This is a genomic window from Cellulosimicrobium sp. JZ28, assembly GCF_015327065.1.
Classification (GTDB): domain Bacteria; phylum Actinomycetota; class Actinomycetes; order Actinomycetales; family Cellulomonadaceae; genus Cellulosimicrobium; species Cellulosimicrobium funkei.
Map to the genome: position 1 here is coordinate 4,146,221 of NZ_CP017660.1, position 17,623 is coordinate 4,163,843.

A 17,623-nucleotide genomic window follows, 5' to 3' on the forward strand; every position below is an offset into this window, starting at 1 on the left:
GTGGGCCGCCCCCTGGCGCTGCGCCGGGCGGTGGCCGTCGTCGTCGGTGCCGCGGCCGCGGTCCTGCTCGCGATCCTCGCGAGCGGCCCGGCCGCGGCCCACGCCGTCCTCGTGGGCACCGACCCGCAGGACGGCACCGTCCTCGACGCGCCGCCCGACGCGCTGACCCTCACCTTCAACGAGCCCGTCCAGGTCGTGCCCGGCGGCACGACCGTCCTCGCGGCCGACGGCACGCCCGTCGACGTGGACGTCGCCGCGGTCGACGACGCGCTCGTCGTCACGCCCGGCACGACCCTCGGCGACGGCACCTACGTCGTCAGCTGGCGCGTCGTGTCGCTCGACACCCACCCCGTGGCGGGGGCGTTCACGTTCTCGGTCGGCGCGCCGAGCACGACCGCGGTCGAGGCGCGCGTGGCCGAGCCGACGGCGGCGCTCGTCGCGGTCCGGGCGCTCGACCAGGCCGCCGTCTACGCCGGGACGTTCCTCGTGGCGGGGCTCGTCGTGTTCGAGCTCCTCGTGCTGCACGTCTCGCCCGGCGCGGCCCCCGTGCTGCGGCGGCGGCTCCAGCGCGTCCGGCGCGGGGCGCTCGGCGTCGCGGCCGTCGGGGCCGTGCTCGCGGTCCCGCTCACGCCCGCCTGGCAGGCGGGCGGCGGGCTGGGCGCGCTCGCCGACCCGGCGACGTGGGCCGCGGGCCTCGCCTCCGACACCACCGTCGCGGGCGCGCTCGGGCTCGCGGGGCTCGTCGCCGCGACGCTGCTCGCGCCCCGGGCCGCGCGCGAGACCCGGGCCGCGTGGCCCGCGGGCACGGTGCTCGGTGCCGCCGCGCTCGCGCTGGGGTCGCTCGTGCTCGTGGGCCACACGCGGACCTTCGGGCCGCCGTGGCTCGTCGTCACGGCGGACGCGCTGCACGTCGCGGCCGGGGCGGTGTGGCTCGGCGGCGTCGTCGGGCTCGCGCTCGTGCTCGCGCCGTCCGCCCACGTGGACGCCCGCCGCGCGGGCGTGACCGTGGCGCGGTTCTCCGCGCTCGGCGCGTGGGTCGTCCTCGCGCTCGCGGTCACCGGGACCGTCCTCGGGTGGCGCATCCTCGGCACCCTCGACGCGCTCGTCTCGACGACGTACGGCCGGACGCTGCTCGTCAAGGTCGGCGTCGCGCTCGTGCTCGTCGGCATCGCGGCGTGGAACCGGTACCGGCTCGTCCCCGAGGTCGCCAGGCCGGGAGGCGCCAGCGCGGCGGGCGGCACGACCGCGACGACGGCGCGCCGTCGGCTCGGCCGGACCGTCGCGGTCGAGGCCGCGCTGCTCGTGCTCGTGCTCGCCGCGACGGGCGTGCTCGTCTCGCGCAGCCCGGTCGTCCCGGCGGCGCCGTCCGCGCAGGACGCCGCGACCTCCGGCGTCGAGGTGGTCGAGGAGCTCGGGGACGGCACGCTCCGCGCGCGCGTCACACCGGGGCGCGTGGGCGTCAACGCGCTCGAGATCGAGCTGCTCGACGCCGACGGGGCGCCGTTCGAGCCCGTCGCGGTGCCGGAGCTGGCGACGACGCTCGCCGACCCGGCGCTGGGCCCGTTCTCGCGCCCGCTCACGCGAACCGGGCCGGGCGCGTACGAGGCGACGCTCGACCTGCCGATGCCCGGCTCCTGGACGCTCGAGGTGAGCGTGCGGACGTCCAAGTACGAGAACCCGATCGTCCGCATCCCCGTGGAGGTGACCTCATGACCCCCGACCGACGGCCGCTCGGGCCGCACCGCGGCGCGCGCGCCCTCCTCGCCCTGGCCGCCGCCGGGGCGCTCGCCCTGCTCACGGCCGCCCCCGCGGCCGCGCACGTGCTCATCGAGACGGTCGAGCCGCGCGGCGACGGCACGTCGCGGCTCACGTTCACGTTCGACCACGGGTGCGACGGCGAGCCCACCGACGCCCTGCGCGTCACCCTGCCCGCGGGCGTCGAGGCGCTGGACGCGGGCCAGCCGGCCGGCTGGACCGTCGAGGTGACGGACGACGCCGTCGCGTGGGCCGGCGAGCCCGTGCCCGACGGCGAGCGCGCGGCCTTCACGCTCGACGTCCGCGTGACGGGCGAGCCCGGGCAGGCGTTCGTCTTCCCGACGGTGCAGGAGTGCCCGTCGGGGGCGTCGTACGCGTGGACGGACACCGACCCGGCGGGCGCCCGTCCGGCACCCACGTTCGTCGCGACGGCGGCGTCGCTCGCCCCCGCGCCCGTCGTGGCGGGCGCGTCCCCGACGCCGACCGGCCCGCTCGTCGGGGCGGTCGTGCTCGGGGCGGGCGTCGTCGGCGTCGCGGGCGGGGCGTGGTCCCGCCGGCGCGTGCGGGGGTGACGCCCGCAGCCGTCGCGGGTCCCGCGCTCAGGGGCCCGCGACGGTGAAGTCGACGCTCACGGTCGGCCCGAACCCGGCGGCGTCCGACCACGGCTCGACGAACCGGATCCCGAACGTGTGCGGTCCGGGGGCGAGGCCGCGCACCTGGCGCACCGCGGGCTCGTCGCCGAGCTCGTGGAGGTTGCCGGTCGAAGCCCCGTCGACGAAGGCCTCGACGACCAGGCCCGCGGTGCCGGCGAAGGTCACGAGGACGGAGAAGCGCGGGTCCTCCCACGGCGCGGTCTCGCGCGCGCCGAGGACCGTCTCGCCGGGGCCCGGCGACAGCACGCGCGGGAGGTCGAACACGTAGGGGCCGAGCGGCGCGGCGGACGCGGAGACGACGTCGTCGACGTCCTGGACGACGTCGAGCACGTGCTCCCCGGTGGCACCGAGCCCGGTCGCGACGAGCGCCCAGCGGCCGTCGGCGGCGGCGGTCGTCGTGCCGACGACCGCTCCCGTCGCGTCGAGCGCCCGCACGCGCGCCCCGGGCTCCCCGCTGCCGCGCAGGGCGGGGTAGACGGTGAGCGTCCCGGCCGGGGGTGCCTCGTCGACGACGGGTGCCGGAGGCGCCGGTTCCTCGGGCCCGGGCTCTTCGGGCGCGGGTTCCTCCGGACCGGGCTGCTCGGGCTCCGGCGGGGTCGGCGCGGCCGGCTCGACCGACGGCGGGCCCGGCTCGGGCACGGTCTCGCCGGCTCCGGGCGCGTCCTGCCCGTCCGGACGGGAGACGGGCGGGGCGTCGACGCCCGCGGCGGGCGGCTCGGGGCGGTCGCCCGCCCCGGCGGGGGCGTCCGGCTCGGTCGTGACCGGCACGTCGTCCGCGCCGTTCTCCGCCGGGTCGCCGTCCGGCAGGACGGGGAGCGGCGCGGCGAGACCGGGAGCGGACGACTGCTGCCCGGCCGCTGCGGAGGGCGGGTCGGCGGCGGACCACGGCCGCGCCACGGCCAGCACGCCGACGACGGCGGCCACGACCACCGCGGCGAGCGCGCCGACCAGGACACCGGGGACCGCGGCTCCCGCGGCGGCGGCTCCGGCCCCGGCGCCGGACGTCGCCCCGGCGCCCCCGGCCCCGGTCGTGCCGGTCGCCGGGCCCGTCGTGGTGCCGGTCGCCGGGACCGTCGCCGTGGCAGGCGCGGAGGTCGTCGTCGCGAGGGCGCCGGTCGCGGCGTCGACCGCGGCCGGGACGCCGAGGACGAGCGGCAGGAGGACGATGCGCAGGCGCGAGGCGACGTCGTCGACCTCCTCCGCGAGGATCGAGCACGACAGGCACCCGGTGAGGTGCTCCTCGGCGCGGTCCTGCGCAGCGCGCGACAGCGACCCGCGCGCGCGGTCGCCCAGGCGTTCGACCGTCCAGCGGCACTCGGGGGCCACCGCGTCGCTGCTCACGTGGGCCTGGAGCCACTCGCGGCGCAGGCCCTCGCGGGCGCGGTAGGAGAGCGCGGCGGTCGCGCTCGCCGAGAGTCCGAGCAGCGGCGCCGCCTCGCGCGGCTCCATCCCCTCGACCTCGGTGTACCAGAGCACGGCCTGCCACCGCTCCGGCAGGCGGCGGAACGCGCGGACCGTCACCGAGCGCTCGAGGACCTCGGTCGACAGGTCGCGCGGGTCGACGACCTCGGGCACGTCCTCGACGGGCGTCGGGTCCGGCGTGCGGGCCCAGCTCGCCGCGACGCTGCGCAGCGTCGTGTAGAGGTAGGGCCGGAACGGGCCGGTCGGCCCGTGGCCGGACTGCAGCGCGCCGAGCACGCGCAGGTACGCCTCCTGGACGAGGTCGTCCGGGTCGTACGTCGCCGTGAGGCGGCGGGCCGCCGAGCGCCCGGCAGCCGCGTGCCGTTCCCAGAGCACGGCGAACGCCTCCGCGCGGCCCGCGCGCACCGCGTCGGCGAGCTGCTCGTCGCCGAGCTCCGTCAGGTCCTGCGTGTGCACGCCGCTCCCGTCCCGGCCGCCTCCGTCCGGCGGCCCTCAGGGAGAAAGACGCTCCAGGGCCGCGATCATGACGCGGTTCCGGGCGTGAGGTACGCCTCGCCCACGGCGCTGCTCTCGAAGCCCGCTCGGTCAGGTCACGTCGTCACGGCATGCCGCGACCCCACAGCATGTCCACGGTCCGCAGGATCGCGGACACGTCGTGGACGTCGGGCTCGACATTGGTGATGCGCTGGTAGGCGAACGAGCGCACCTGCTCGCACATCGCGAACGAGCCGGGGGACCACTGCACGTGCATCGGCCACCCACGGTCGGTGGACGTCAGCGGCACGCCGGTCAGGATGTGGGTCGCGCGGTGAGTCGGGGGCAGGGACAGCACCAGGTGCGGGCGGTGCTTGGCCTGCTCGCGGCCCTGGGTCGGGTCCATGCTCAGCCAGACGATCTGGCCCTGGGTGATCTGGTGGGGACGGGGGAGAGAAGAGGTCATCACTGGTCCACGGACGGAGGTGTCGGCGCGGGCCGCGCCGACGGCTGCGACTGAGCCATGGTGTCCTCCAACCCGTAGTCGTCGTCCGATGGCCACTGGCCCTCGGCCTGCATCTGGGCCTGGTACTCGTCGGGGGAGAGCTTGGCCATCGCCGCCCAGAACTCGCGCTCGGCGTGCTCCGCCAGCAAGCGGTCGATCGCGACGTCGAGCGTGACCGCCTGGCTGGCGGCGTACTCCCGCAGCTTGTCTCGGGTGCTCACCCGGACCTTCAACGTGGTGGTCGTAGCAGTCATACTTTGCAGACTACCAGCGATAACCCGCGTCGATACCTACCGCACGGCAGTTCCTTGGTCGGCACCCGCAGGGTGCGGTCGGCCGACCACGCGGCGAACGGCGCCGGCCCAGGACATCTGTTCGGTACCCGTCCGCCCGTGGTAGCGCCCCACGTCGTCGCCGATGTTCCGGTCGAGCGCAGGGCGGCGACGGAGCGAGAGAAGGCTCGGCCCCGGACCGCGTGGCGGTCCGGGGCCGAGCGGCCGCGTCAGGCGACAGGGCCCCTGCGTCGTCGCACGAGCACGAGAGCCGCGCCGCCGAGGGCGAGGAGCAGCGCGAGCGCGGCCACCGCCCCGAGACGTGCGCCCGTCGTCGCGAGCCCGTTCCCGGCGCCGTCCGTCGTGCCGCCGGGCGTCCCGGCGGGTGCGTCGAACGTGTTCGTCACGACGACCGCCGCACCCGGCCGGACCGTGAGGTCCGCCGACGCGCCGTCGACCGTCGTCCCGGGCTCGCCCGGCGTGGTGACCGCGACCTGCGTGGCCGCGGCCCCGCCGGTCGCCGACTCCTCGACGGCGCAGGACGCGTCGAGCGGGAGGTCGGCGTACGTGACCGTCTCGTCCGCGCCGAGGTGGCGCACGCCGCCCCCGGGCACGTCGAGGGCGACCGTCTCGCCGTCGACCTCGCGCGTGCAGACCAGGCGGACCGTGAACGGCCCCTCGGCGCCCGGGGCGTCCGTCGCGCCCTCGACCCGCTTGGTGACGTCCAGCGACGCCACGTCGAACGTGTTCGTCAGCGTCACGACGGCGAGCTCGTCGCCGCCCACCACGACGGCGCCGTCCGCGCTGGTGGCGGTGGCGGTCGCCCCGCCCGTGCGCGTCTCGGTCACGACGCACCCCGCCCCGACGGGCAGGTCGCGCAACGCGGCGCGGTAGCCGCCGGCGGCCGTCAGGGCCAGGCGGCCCTCGGCCGGGAGCGCGAGGGTGCGCGTCTCGCCGTCGACGTCCCAGGTGCACACGGCCTGGGCCTCGAACGGGCCGGCGCCCCAGAGCTCGGCGCCCGCGCCCTCGACGGTCTTGGCGACCTCGAGGTCCGCGACGTCGAACGTGTTGGTCGCCGTGACGACCGCCTCGGGAACCGTCCCCGCCTCGGCGGGACCGTCCACGACGACCCGCCCGTCGGCCGGGGCGAGCGTCGAGCGCGTCGCCCCGCCCGCCGTCGTCTCCTCCACGACGCACTCGGTCCCGGCGACGAACGTCCCGAAGGTCCGGCTGCCGCCCGCGTCGAGGTCGAACGACTCCTCCAGCACCGTGCGTCCGTCCCGCGTGCAGACGATGTCGAACCCGAACGGCCCGACGCCGTACGCGGCGGCGCCTGCCCCGTCGACCTCCTTGGCCACGCGGACGACGCCCGCGTCGTACCCGTTGTGGACGACGACCTCGGCCGGGGTCGTGCCGACGAGCACGTCCGCGCTCCCGTCCCCGTGGTCGGTCACGCCGTCGCCCGTGACGACGACGCGCTGCGGCGCGTCCGTGGTCGTCTCGGTGACGACGCACGTGGCGCGTGCCGGGATCGTGCCCTCCGGCGCGGTGAACGTCTCCCCGGCCCCGATCGTGAACCGCAGCTCGGTCGAGCCGGCGGCGTCGAACGTGACGGGCGCGCCGGTGGCCGCCGTGCAGACGAGCGTGAAGTCGAACGGACCCAGCTGCTCCTGCGTGGCCTCGGTGTCGACCTGCTTGGTGACGGACAGGCCCGAGAACGCGTAGTCGTTGCCGACCGTGACGACCTGGGTGGCCGGCACGTCGGACTCCGGGGACGTCGCGACGTCGACCGCGACGGTCGCCGGCGAACCGGTGCGCGTCGTCTCGCCGTGCTCGCCGAGCGCGCCGCCCTCGGACACGGTGCACTCCGCCCCCACCGGGAGGCCGTCGACGCGGGCCGTGAGCCCGCCCTCGACGGTCAGGGAGAGCCGCGCCGCGTCACCGAGGTCGAGCGTCACGCCGTCGACGGTGCACACGACGTCGACCGGGTAGGCGCCGGGCGCGTAGCCCGCGGCGTCGCCGGTGACCTGCTTGTCGACGCGGAGGGCGCCCGTCGGGAGCGCGACGCCGACCTGGCTCGGCGCGAACCGCTCGAACGTCGTCTCGCCCGTGTAGCGCCACTTGACGCCGAACTGGTTCCACGCGACGTCCGGGCCCGACGGGGCGACGGGCGCGACCCCGCCCGGCGTCGCGTCGGAGGCCATGCGGTTGACCGTCGAGTAGGTGACGTCGACGATCTCACCGCTGTCGAGGCGCCCGCTCGCGGTCGTGCGGAAGTCGAGCGAGACGCGCAGACCCGTCACGGCGGACCAGTCGGTCGCGTCGTCGGCCGGGGCCCACGTCTCGCCGTTCTGCTCGCACACCGCCTGCGTCGTGAGGTCGCGCCACGTCCCCGCGCACACGTCCGGGCTCGTCGTCACCTCGACGACGGCGGTCGTGCCGTCGGGTGCCGTGAGGCCCGGCATGCCGGTGAGGACCGGGCGGTAGGTCGACCCGCGCGACGCGCCGGTCAGGAGCATGCGGTCGCCAGCGGTGGGGAGCTGCTCGAACAGGACCATCTCCTCGACCGGGGTCGTGCCCGCGTTGACGACGTGCAGGAGCCAGTCGTCCGTCCCGCCGACGACGCTGTTCGCGACGCACGGCGTGCGGTACCAGGCGCCGCCGGCCGCCTCGAGCGTCGGACGGCACGTGGTGCCCGGGGCGGACGGGTTCGTCGCACCGTCCACCGCGCCTCGCACGCCCTTGACGCTGTAGAGGTTCGGCCCGTCGACGGGGGCGACGAAGTCCGTCGTCCCGCACGTGCGCGGGTCGCTGCCCCAGGCCGGCGTCGTCGCGGCACCGTCGAGACCCGAGCAGGTGTCGAGCGCCTCGTCGGTCCGCACCGTCATCTGGTTCGTCGCGCGCTGGCCCGAGGCGAGCCCCGGCTGGAGCTCGAGGAACAGCCGGACGCGGAACGTCTCGCCCGGGGCCATGACGCGGCCGTCCTCGGGCCACGTGAGGACCAGGTCCCGGCCGTCGACGGCGAGCGTGACGTCCGTGGACAGCAGCCCGCCCTCGGACGTCGCGTACGACGGCGCCGGGTCGCCCGGGTGCACGAGCGTGGTCGGCAGGGTGTCGCGCAGCTCGGTGAGCGTGAGGTAGCCCGTGCCCGTGTTGGTGAACGACAGGTCCCACGGGACGGCTGCGCCGACCGAGACCGTCCGGCTCCCCTCGTTGGCGACCTTGCGGACCGCGAGCTCGCGCGTCCCGGGAGACAGGGAGACGGTCGCGCTCGTGCTGCGCTCGGCCGACGCCTCGCCGTCCAGGCGCTCGCTGCGCACCGTCACGGTGTTGTCGACGGACCCGTCCAGGACGACCGGGTCGCCCGAGGACCGGGAGGTGTCGCGCAGCACGACCGTGAACGCGGCCCGGGCGTCCCAGGCCGGCGCGGGGACGTCCGGGCTGAAGAAGCCGCCGTCGGCGCACGAGAAGGTGATGCGCACGCCCTGGACGTCGGGGTACGCCTCGGCTCCCACGGGGACCACCGGGGCGTCCAGGGCAGCCGGTGCACCCTGCGCCCAGGCGAGCGCGCCGTCCGTGCCGAACGGCCCGTAGACGTCGACCGCGACGCGGTCGGCGCCGTGCGGTGCGGTGAGCGCACCGAGCCCGGTGAAGCTGAACGTGTCCCAGAACTCCGGGGACGACGCGACGTCGTCGCGCAGCCAGACCGTGGCCGGCGCGAGCGTGCTCACGGGCCGGGTGCCGGAGGACGCGCCGAGCGTGACGGTCACCGGCGTGCGGCGCGACGGCTCGGTGAGCGCCGCGGGAGACACGGACTTGGTCGGCGCCACGTCGATGTCGCCGCCCGTGAGCACGACGCGCACGTCGTCGAGGTCGCCCGTCGCCGTGCCGGGCGCGAGCACCGGGTCGGACGACTGCGCGAACGCGCGGTTCGGGACCTCGGTGGTCTGGCCCGCCCGCAGCGCGATCGGCTCGCCCGTGCTGCGCACGTGCGTGCGCAGGACCGTGTCGAGGGTGAGCGTGAGGCGGTTCGCCGCGGAGATCGTCCCCCCGGTGGCCGCGGGGTCGCTGCCCTGGAACGTCACGCTCACGCCGACGACGTCGGCGAGGCGCTCGGGCCCCCACGTCACGAGGTCGGCGACCGTCGTGCGCTCGCTCGCGTGCTCGCCGTCCGCCGTGCGGTGCAGGACCCACGCGGTGCTCTCCGCGAGGTCGACTTCGTGCGGGAGGCTCGCGTCGACCCGCACGCCGGTGACGTCGTAGCGGTCGAACGCGCTGGCCGCGCCGTCGGGCGCCAGCCAGTCCACGTCGGCCGTGAACGGGTCGCCGACGGCGGCCTCGGCCGTGCCGGGCACCTCGCAGCCCGCCACGCCGCTCGCCGTCTCGGAGCACGCGGCGGGGTCGGTGATGCGGACGAAGGACGCGCGCGAGACGGACGTGCTCCGCGCCTGGATCGTGAACGTCGCCGTGGGCTGCGCCGCGTCCGAGCCCTCGCGGGGGACGTGGACGGCCTGCGTCGGGGTCACGGACTTCGTCACCGCGACGCCGGGGGCGTGGTCGACGAGCGAGACGGTCGCGGAGTCGGTGTCGCGGACGGGGTCGCCGCCCGCGGCAGGGACCGCCTCGACGCTCGCCGTGTTGACGACGCTGCCCGGGACGTCGGCGTTGAGGGCGCTCTCCTGCGTCACCCACGCACCGGTCGAGCGGGTCGTGGAGCGCACCTGCCAGTCGAGCACGAAGCGGCGGTCGCTGCTGCTCGCGACGACGCCCGTGCCGGGCCGCGGCGCGTACGGGTCGAGCGCGGCGCCCGGCTGCCGGGCGGCCTCGCGGGCGGCGACGTCCTCCGCGAGGACGAGCCGCACGCCGGTGGCCGTGGCGCGCTGCTCGCCGGTCAGGGTGTGCCCGACGAACCGGCCGTCCTGCACCCAGCCCCCGGCCGGGGGCGCGACGGCGGTCCACGTGCCGTCGACGAAGAGCTCGACCGCGGTCACGGTGTCGTAGCGCAGGTACCAGCCGGTGCTGAAGGGCACGTCGCTCGCGTCGACCGGCGCGACGCGCACCAGGTCGAACGCGTCGAAGACGGTGCCGGCGACGTCGGCGGGGTCTCCCGCCGGGTCGCTGATCGTCACCGACGAGAAGCCCTCGCGGACGCGCCAGTCCAGCGCGGTGCTGCGCTGCTCGCCCGACTGGGACGGGACCGTGCTCTGCAGCCAGGACTTGTCGATCCCGACCGGGCCGGTGCCCTCGCGGGTGACGACGCGCGCCGTCGCCGTGTCCTCGGCGTCGTCGGTGAGCGTGGTGCCGCCGCGGGTCACGCCCTCGGCCCGCACCGTCGCCGTGTTCTCGAACGCGGTCGGCTCGTCGGGCCGCGCGGTCACGTCACCGCCGGAGCGCAGCGTGCCGCGCGCCTGCGTGACGACGTACGGCGTGAAGCTCGTGTCGACGGGCAGGCCCGTGGCCGACTCGAGCACGAACCGGACGCCCGTGAGGTCCGACGGCGAGACGCCCGCGGGGAGCGCCGCAGCCAGGTCGTTCGCCGTGAGCTCCGCGAGGAACGGGCCCTCCTGAGCGGGGAACGCCGCCACGCGCAGGGCCGAGCCGTCGGGGCCGATCGCCTCCACGGTCAGCGACGCACCGGACGGCACCTGGGTCGGCGCGACGCCCGCCAGGTCGAACGCGTCCCAGAACTCGCCCGCGCCGCCCGCCCAGACGTCCTCGACGACGAACGTCCGAGGGCTGACGTACTCGGACGTCCCGACCACCCGCGCGGCGAGGCCGGCGACCACCCGCGCACCCGGCTCGACGGCGGTGCCCGGCCGGACCGTCTTGTCGAGCGTCGCGTCGAGCGCGGGCCGGACGAGCTCGAGCGTGTCGCTCGCCTCGTCGGTCGCGGTCTGCCCGTTCGGGGCGACGACCTCGGCGCTCGCGGTGTTGCGGGTGGCGCGCGAGGCGGCGTCGCCCGCGGCGCCCTCCGTCGTGACGACGTCGAGGACGAGCGTCGCGGCGGCGCGCGGCGCGATCGCCCCGGTGAACGTCACCTCGAAGCCCGTCACGCCGGTGTCGGGGACGTCGGGCGTCTCGCCGGGGGCCAGGATGACCGTCGTGGTGGAGCCGTCCGCGCGGTGGAGCACGAGGTCGGCGGACTCGGCGCCCTCGGGCCACGAGAACGTGCTGAAGCCGCCTAGCACGACGCCGTCGGTGAAGTAGTCGCGGTCGGTGACGGTGAGAGTGCGGACGGGGACGTCGGACGTGCTCGTCGCCGTGATGGTGGCCGTGGCCGTCTCGCCCGCGGAGATGCGGTCGGGGGTGATGTCCTTGACGACGTCGACGCCGACGGTCGCGGGCGTGACGCGGTGCTGGGCCGTCGCGGTGTCCGTCACGGGGTCACGACCCTCGGCGGTGGCGGTGGCCGTCGCGACGTTGTCGACGACGTGAGTCGCGGCCGACAGGTCGGCACCGTCCCGGTCCGTCGCGCGCTGCGTGAGGTCGAGGCGCGCCGTGGCGGTCGCCCCGGGGACGATCTCGCCGGCGTAGGTCAGCCGGAGGCCGCCGACGGCGGTCGGGTCCACACCGGCGGGGAGGGCTGCGCCGGGGGCGGGGGTGCCCGTGACCCAGGACCACGAGCCCGCGTCGGAGCGCACGTAGGCGTCGACCTGGACGCTCGTCGCGCCCTCGGGCAGCGGGTCGGCGGCGAGCGCCGTGAGGTCGGTGAGCGTGAACGGGTTGGTCGGGTCGAGCGCGCCCGCGCCGTCGGCCGACGCCTGCGGCTCGGTGACGACGAGCGTGCCCACCGGCACGTTCGACGTGTTGGTCGCCGTGAGCGTGACCGTCGACGGCGCGCCCGCCTCGAAGGTCCGTGCCGCCGGGTCCCAGGACTTCGCGAGGTCGACGCCCGTCTCGACGGGGACGCTGAGGTGCACGGTCGCGCTCGCGCTGTCCGGTGCGGAGTTCGCCGCGGTGGTCGTGGCGGTGTTGACGATGTCCGTCTCGCCGGGCCGGGCGTCGTCGGGCACCTGGAGCGTCAGGGTCAGGGTGAACGTCGCCCCCGGCGTCAGGCCGACGCCCGCGGGCGTCTCGTCGCGGAACGCGACGTGGACGGCGGTCGCGGCGCCGACGACGGCGGGCTGGCCCACGGGCTGGCCGGCCTCGGTCCACGACACCTCGTGCACGGGACCGGTCGTGGTGCGCACGGCCTGGAGCTCGTAGCCCGCGAGCTCGGCGGGAAGCGCGTCGGTGAGGAGGGCGTCGACGCACGTCGTCTCGGAGCACGTGACCCCGACGCTGTACGTGAAGACGTCGCCGGGGGAGAGGGTCTTGTGGTCGACCCGCTTGCTGACCTCGAGGTACTGCGGGTCGCCGTCCGCCGCCGTGGCGGACGCGGCCCCGGCGAGGGCGAGGGGCGCGGCGAGCGTGACCGCGAGGGCCGCCGCCCACAGCCGTCGCCAGGTGTGTCGTCGCCTGTCGTGCCGTCGTGTGCCGAGCCGTCGCGTGCCGTGGTGCACCAGTGCGTCCTTCGTTCGGTGGTCGAGCGCGCGCCCGGCGATCTGGGCGCGCGTCCAGGAGGTCCACACGAGAGGACTCGTCCGGGCACGGGCCATGACGCGAACCCGCAGGTGAGGCGGGTCACGTCGGCGCGCGCCGGTGCGCTTCCGGTCGTACTGTGATCCACATCACTGGCAACGCGCGTCACGAACGGGCGCCCCGGTGCTCTTGCACTGGTGGGGGACGTCGCCACGACGGGTCACGTGGCGACACACCTGGACCGGTGGCGGTCCGCGACGAGAGCTTCGCTGGGGGGAGCTCTCGCGGCGGATCGCCACCGGTTCTCCCGTCTCCGGGAGGTTCCGGCCCGCCCTCGCGTCCCGGCGGCAGCGGCCCCGACCTCAGACGGCGTCCGTGCGCGCGCCGAGCCAGGGCGCGAGGACGTCGGTGCGCCCCAGCCAGCGCAGCCCGCCGTCGGCCAGCTCGTCCGGCGTCGCGAGCACGTCGCGGAACGCGTCGAGGACCCGCTCGCGCACGTCGTCGCCCGGCTCGCCGTCCGGCGGCGTCGCGCCGACGACCACCACGCGCGTGTGCGGCTCGACGGGCCGCCCCTCCGCGGTGGTCGCGTCGTCCCACGTGCCGAGCGTGCCGATGCAGAGCTGGCCGCCCGCGCCGTCCCACGCGCACAGCGAGTCCGGGCGGTTCGCGACGTGGAACACCCCGCGCGACCGGACCCGCCCGGTGCCCAGGTCCTCGATGCGACGCAGCAGCCGCTCGGGGTCGAAGGGGCGGGCCGAGCGCAGCTCGACCGTCCAGCTCCGGTCGCCCGCGCGGCGCGCGTGCCGGGGGAGCGGACCCCGCACGCCGAGCGGGTGCGCCCGGCGCTCGCCGGCCACCGGGTCGTGCGTGCGTCCTGCGAGGTCGGCGGCGGCGAGCGCGTGGAGCCCGTCGACCCGGTGCGTCCCGACGCCGCGCAGCCGGTCGACGAGCCCCGCCCCGGTCACGGCGGCGACGGGGTCCCCGGTCGTCACGACGAGGTCGGCGTGCTCGAGCTGCGCAGCGAGCACCTCCCCGACGGCCCGCTGGTCGTCCTCCGTGAGCCCGACGCCGCGCTCGGCGACGAGGTCGTCGTCGAGCAGGTCGTGCTCGAGCGTGTCGACGTCGGCGACGGCGAGCACGGTCGCGAGGCGCAGCCGCTCGAGCTCGCCGCCGGGGGTGGTCTGCGCGGCGAGCGCGCGCACGACGGGCAGCGACTCGGCCGCCACGGGGAGCGCGAGCACGACGTGGTCCCAGCGCCCGTCCTCCGCGAGCCGCCGCAGCGTCGGGACCGCGTCCTCCCGGACCGCGCACGACAGGCACGCGTGCTCGAGCGGCACGACCTCGTCCTCGACGACGCCGCTCGCGTCGACGACGACCCGGCGCAGCGCGCCCTCGGCGGCGCGGATGTCGTGGCGGAGCGCGACGACGCGCGGTGCCCCGACGACGAGCCCGAACACCGCGCTGTCGCGCAGCACGGGGTCGATCGTCGCGAGGATGCTGAGGGCGACGCGGGTGTCGTCGGGCGCCGGGCGCGGCGAGGGGTGCGACGAGAAGGGCATGAAGCGCTCCGATCCGTGGTCTGGGGCGTCCCGGGAGGCTCGGCGGCCGGCTCGGGAACAACCTGCTCCTGAGAACTGTTCTCGACAGCGGGTCAGCATAGCGTCTTGACGGGAATGATTCTCACTATCTAGTGTCGTCCCCGTCGCCCCGACCGACCCCGAGAGGAACCGCCATGTCCGCCGTCTGCCAGGTGCTCGGCACCGCTCCCGGGTTCGGCCACGCGATCTCGCACTCCCACGTGCGGACCAAGCGTCGCTTCGACCCGAACATCCAGAAGAAGCGCTACTGGGTGCCGTCGCTGGGTCGCCACGTGACCCTGCGCGTCAGCGCCCGGGGCATCAAGACCATCGACCGCCAGGGGATCGACGCCGTCGTGGCGCGGATCCTCGCCCGAGGGGAGAAGCTCTGATGGCTACCCGCACCGACCTCCGTCCCGTGATCAAGCTCCGGTCCACCGCGGGCACCGGGTTCACCTACGTGACCCGCAAGAACCGCCGCAACGACCCCGACCGGATGGTCCTGCGCAAGTTCGACCCCGTCGTCCGCCGCCACGTCGACTTCCGCGAGGAGCGCTGATGGCGAAGCGGTCGAAGATCGCGCGCAACGAGCAGCGGGCGGCCGTCGTCGCCCGCTACGCCGAGCGTCGCGCCGAGCTGAAGCGCGTCGTCGCGTCGCCGTCCTCGTCCTTCGAGGAGAAGGCGGACGCGGTGCGCGAGCTCCAGCGCCAGCCCCGCGACGCGAGCGCCACGCGCACGCGCAACCGCGACGTCGTCGACGGCCGCCCGCGCGGCTACCTGAGGAAGTTCGGACTCTCGCGCGTCCGCCTGCGCCAGCAGGCGCACCGCGGCGAGCTGCCCGGAGTCACGAAGTCGAGCTGGTGACCGCCGCCCCGAGCGGCGGACGGCCCCGGCTCAGCAAGGAGACCACCATGAAGAAGGACATCCACCCCGTCTACGGGCCCGTCGTCTACCGCGACAAGTCCGCCGACTTCTCGTTCCTGACCCGCTCGACCCTCGCGGGCGACCACCCGCAGGGCCCGGGCGTCCCGCGCGAGACCGTGACCTGGACGGACGGGAACACCTACCCCGTCGTCGACGTCGAGATCTCGAGCGCGAGCCACCCGTTCTACACGGGGACGCAGCGCGTCGTGGACACGGCCGGCCGCGTCGAGAAGTTCCGCCAGCGCTACGGCGCCCGCGGCGGCGCGCAGGGCGGGGGCGCGCGATGAAGGTCCGCGCCTCCCTCCGCTCGCTCAAGGACAAGCCCGGGGCGAAGGTCGTGCGCCGGCACGGCAAGACCTTCGTCCTCAACAAGGCCAACCCGCGCTGGAAGGCCCGTCAGGGCTGACCCGCGCACCACCACCACCGGAGAGGAGCGGCCGCCCGGGTGTCCGGGCGGCCGACCACGCATGCACCACACCGCACCCGACCCGACCGACGCCGCTGCCGATCCCGCCCGGGTGACGGCCCCTCCCGGCGCCCGTGCCCGACGCCGCCCGCTCGCCCTCGCGCTCGGCCTCGCCCTCCCGCTCACGCTCGTCGCGGCGTGCGCGCAGGGCGCGGGCTCCGAGGGCGAGCAGGGCGACGCGGCGGAGCCCGCGCCGTCGGCCACGTCCGACGTGAGCGAGGCCGCGGCGCTCACCCCGCGCCTCGCGATCACCTACGACGGCGGCGTCCAGGTCCTCGACGCGACGACGCTCGAGGTCGTCGACGACCTCGAGCTCGACGGCTTCAACCGCCTCAACCCCGCGGGCGACGGGCGGCACCTGCTCGTCTCGACGTCCGGCGGGTTCCAGGTGCTCGACGCCGGCACCTGGGCCGAGCCGCACGGCGACCACGCCCACTACTACACGGCCGACCCGGTCCTCACGGACGTGACGTACGCGGCCGAGAAGCCGGGCCACGTCGTCGTGCACGACGGCCGCACCGCGCTGTTCGACGACGGCACGGGCGACATCACCGTGCTCGACTCGGCCACCGTGGCCGACCCGCACGGCATCGACGACGCGCGCACCCTGACCACCCCCGCGGCGCACCACGGCGTCGCGGTCGAGCTGTCCGACGGCTCGCTCGTCGTCTCCGAGGGCACCGAGGACGCGCGCACCGGCGTCCGGCTCCTCGACGCCGCGGGCGACGAGGTCGCGGCGAACGACCAGTGCCCCGGCGTGCACGGGGAGGCCGTCGCCGCGGGCGAGGCCGTCGTCATCGGCTGCGAGGACGGCGTGCTCGTCGTCGCGGGCGGCGCGATCACCAAGGTCGCCGCCCCGGACGCCTACGGGCGCATCGGCAACCAGGCGGGCAGCGAGGCGTCGCCCGTCGTGCTCGGCGACTACAAGTCCGACCCCGACGCGGAGCTCGAGCGGCCCACGCGCGTCTCCCTCGTGGACACGCGCGACGCGAGCCTGCGCCTCGTCGACCTCCCCGCGAGCTACACCTTCCGCTCGCTCGGGCGGGGCGACGCGGGCGAGGCGCTCGTGCTCGGCACCGACGGGTCGCTGCACGTCATCGACCCGGAGTCGGGCACGGTCGTGCGGTCCGTCCCCGTCGTCGACGCGTGGGAGGAGCCCGAGGAGTGGCAGGAGCCGCGGCCGGCGCTGTTCGTCCAGGACGGCATCGCCTACGTCACGGACCCGGCCGGTCGCGCGATCCACGCGGTCGACTACGTGGGGGGCGAGGTGTGGAAGAGCGCGGAGCTCGACGTCGTCCCGAACGAGCTCAACGGGGTCACCGGCAAGCCGGCCACCACGGGGGGCCACGAGGCCGACGAGCACGCCCACGAGGACGGCGAGCACGGTCACGACGAGCCCGCGCACGACGAGCACGAGGGCCACGACCACGAGCACGAGGACGGCTGAGCGAGGACACGCGACGACGAGAGCCGCGAGAAGTCGCGCGAAACTCCGCGTGTTCCCTAGTGTTGTCCCCGGTGCACGGCCCCGCGGCTGGCACACTGAGACCGTGACGACGGGTGGTGACCACCGCGCGTCGTGAACCGAAGAAGGGATTCGCATGTCGCTCAACAAGTCCGAGCTCGTCTCGGCCATCGCCAGCAAGGCCGACCTGTCGAAGGCGGACGCCGAGAAGGCTCTCAACGCCTTCCAGGAGGTGCTCATCGAGTCGCTGGGCAAGGGCGAGGCCGTCAAGGTCACGGGCCTCCTGTCCGTCGAGCGCGTCGAGCGTGCCGCCCGCACGGGCCGCAACCCCCGTACGGGCGAGGAGATCTCGATCCCGGCCGGTTACGGCGTGAAGATCAGCGCCGGCAGCCTGCTCAAGAAGGCCGTCGCCAAGTGACGTCCCGCTGACCGGCCGTCGCCGGCCCGGTCAGCAGCACGAAGGCCCGGACCCCCGTGAGGGGATCCGGGCCTTCGTGCGTCGCACCCCCTGCGCCGAGCACGGGGTTGACGTCGTCATCGGCGTGATGGCGCCACCGACGACGTGCTCGACCGCGAGGAGGCTCGTGAT

14 protein-coding genes are annotated in these 17,623 nt (G+C 76.0%); 9 read left to right on the plus strand and 5 right to left on the minus strand.

Annotated elements, in window-relative coordinates; translation table 11 throughout:
- Together BJP59_RS18620 and BJP59_RS18625 are read left to right on the plus strand one after the other, a co-directional pair.
- Positions 1-1,713, plus strand: a complete 1,713-nt coding sequence (locus BJP59_RS18620) for a copper resistance CopC/CopD family protein (RefSeq protein WP_194521717.1) — start codon at positions 1-3, stop codon at positions 1,711-1,713.
- Entirely contained in the window at positions 1,710-2,327 is a 618-nt protein-coding gene (locus BJP59_RS18625) for a DUF1775 domain-containing protein (protein WP_194521718.1), read from the plus strand. Before BJP59_RS18620 ends, BJP59_RS18625 begins: the two co-directional genes overlap by 4 nt.
- 27 nt (positions 2,328-2,354) lie before the next feature.
- On the opposite strand, the gene BJP59_RS18630 is transcribed toward BJP59_RS18625, so the two are convergent.
- The 5 genes from BJP59_RS18630 to BJP59_RS18650 form a co-directional block, all read right to left on the minus strand.
- Entirely contained in the window at positions 2,355-4,286 is a 1,932-nt protein-coding gene (locus BJP59_RS18630; RefSeq protein WP_194521719.1) for a sigma-70 family RNA polymerase sigma factor, read from the minus strand.
- A gap of 142 nt (positions 4,287-4,428) precedes the next feature.
- Positions 4,429-4,770, minus strand: a complete 342-nt coding sequence (locus BJP59_RS18635; RefSeq protein ID WP_194521720.1) for a type II toxin-antitoxin system PemK/MazF family toxin — start codon at positions 4,768-4,770, stop codon at positions 4,429-4,431.
- The gene (locus BJP59_RS18640) at positions 4,770-5,030 is read right to left on the minus strand and encodes a hypothetical protein (protein WP_194521721.1); all 261 of its coding nucleotides are present in this window, start codon (positions 5,028-5,030) and stop codon (positions 4,770-4,772) included. The genes BJP59_RS18635 and BJP59_RS18640 overlap by 1 nt, the downstream gene beginning before the upstream one ends.
- 281 nt (positions 5,031-5,311) lie before the next feature.
- Positions 5,312-12,652, minus strand: a complete 7,341-nt coding sequence (locus tag BJP59_RS18645; protein WP_194521722.1) for a DUF5979 domain-containing protein — start codon at positions 12,650-12,652, stop codon at positions 5,312-5,314.
- A gap of 312 nt (positions 12,653-12,964) precedes the next feature.
- Positions 12,965-14,161 (minus strand): CobW family GTP-binding protein, encoded by a 1,197-nt coding sequence (locus BJP59_RS18650; RefSeq protein WP_194521723.1) that lies wholly within the window; start codon positions 14,159-14,161, stop codon positions 12,965-12,967.
- 173 nt (positions 14,162-14,334) lie between these two features.
- Between BJP59_RS18650 and rpmB the strand changes: the two genes are divergently transcribed.
- From rpmB to BJP59_RS18685, 7 genes are all read left to right on the plus strand, one after another.
- Positions 14,335-14,571, plus strand: coding sequence for a 50S ribosomal protein L28 (rpmB, locus tag BJP59_RS18655; protein ID WP_021483267.1), 237 nt, complete (start codon positions 14,335-14,337; stop codon positions 14,569-14,571).
- A complete protein-coding gene (rpmG, locus tag BJP59_RS18660) occupies positions 14,571-14,738 on the plus strand; it encodes a 50S ribosomal protein L33 (RefSeq protein ID WP_021483268.1) in 168 nt (55 codons plus the stop codon). Before rpmB ends, rpmG begins: the two co-directional genes overlap by 1 nt.
- Positions 14,738-15,043 (plus strand): 30S ribosomal protein S14, encoded by a 306-nt coding sequence (gene rpsN, locus BJP59_RS18665; RefSeq protein ID WP_021483269.1) that lies wholly within the window; start codon positions 14,738-14,740, stop codon positions 15,041-15,043. The genes rpmG and rpsN overlap by 1 nt, the downstream gene beginning before the upstream one ends.
- A 47-nt stretch (positions 15,044-15,090) precedes the next feature.
- Complete coding sequence (locus BJP59_RS18670; RefSeq protein ID WP_021483270.1) at positions 15,091-15,390, plus strand: type B 50S ribosomal protein L31; 300 nt, start codon at positions 15,091-15,093, stop codon at positions 15,388-15,390.
- Positions 15,387-15,509: a type B 50S ribosomal protein L36 gene (gene ykgO / locus BJP59_RS18675; protein WP_021483271.1), complete on the plus strand. Its 123-nt coding sequence runs from the start codon at positions 15,387-15,389 to the stop codon at positions 15,507-15,509. The genes BJP59_RS18670 and ykgO overlap by 4 nt, the downstream gene beginning before the upstream one ends.
- Before the next feature lie 112 nt (positions 15,510-15,621).
- A complete protein-coding gene (gene aztD, locus BJP59_RS18680) occupies positions 15,622-17,016 on the plus strand; it encodes a zinc metallochaperone AztD (protein ID WP_194521724.1) in 1,395 nt (464 codons plus the stop codon).
- A 154-nt stretch (positions 17,017-17,170) separates the two neighbouring features.
- Positions 17,171-17,452, plus strand: a complete 282-nt coding sequence (locus tag BJP59_RS18685) for an HU family DNA-binding protein (protein ID WP_021482680.1) — start codon at positions 17,171-17,173, stop codon at positions 17,450-17,452.
- The last annotated feature ends 171 nt before the right edge of the window (positions 17,453-17,623 follow it).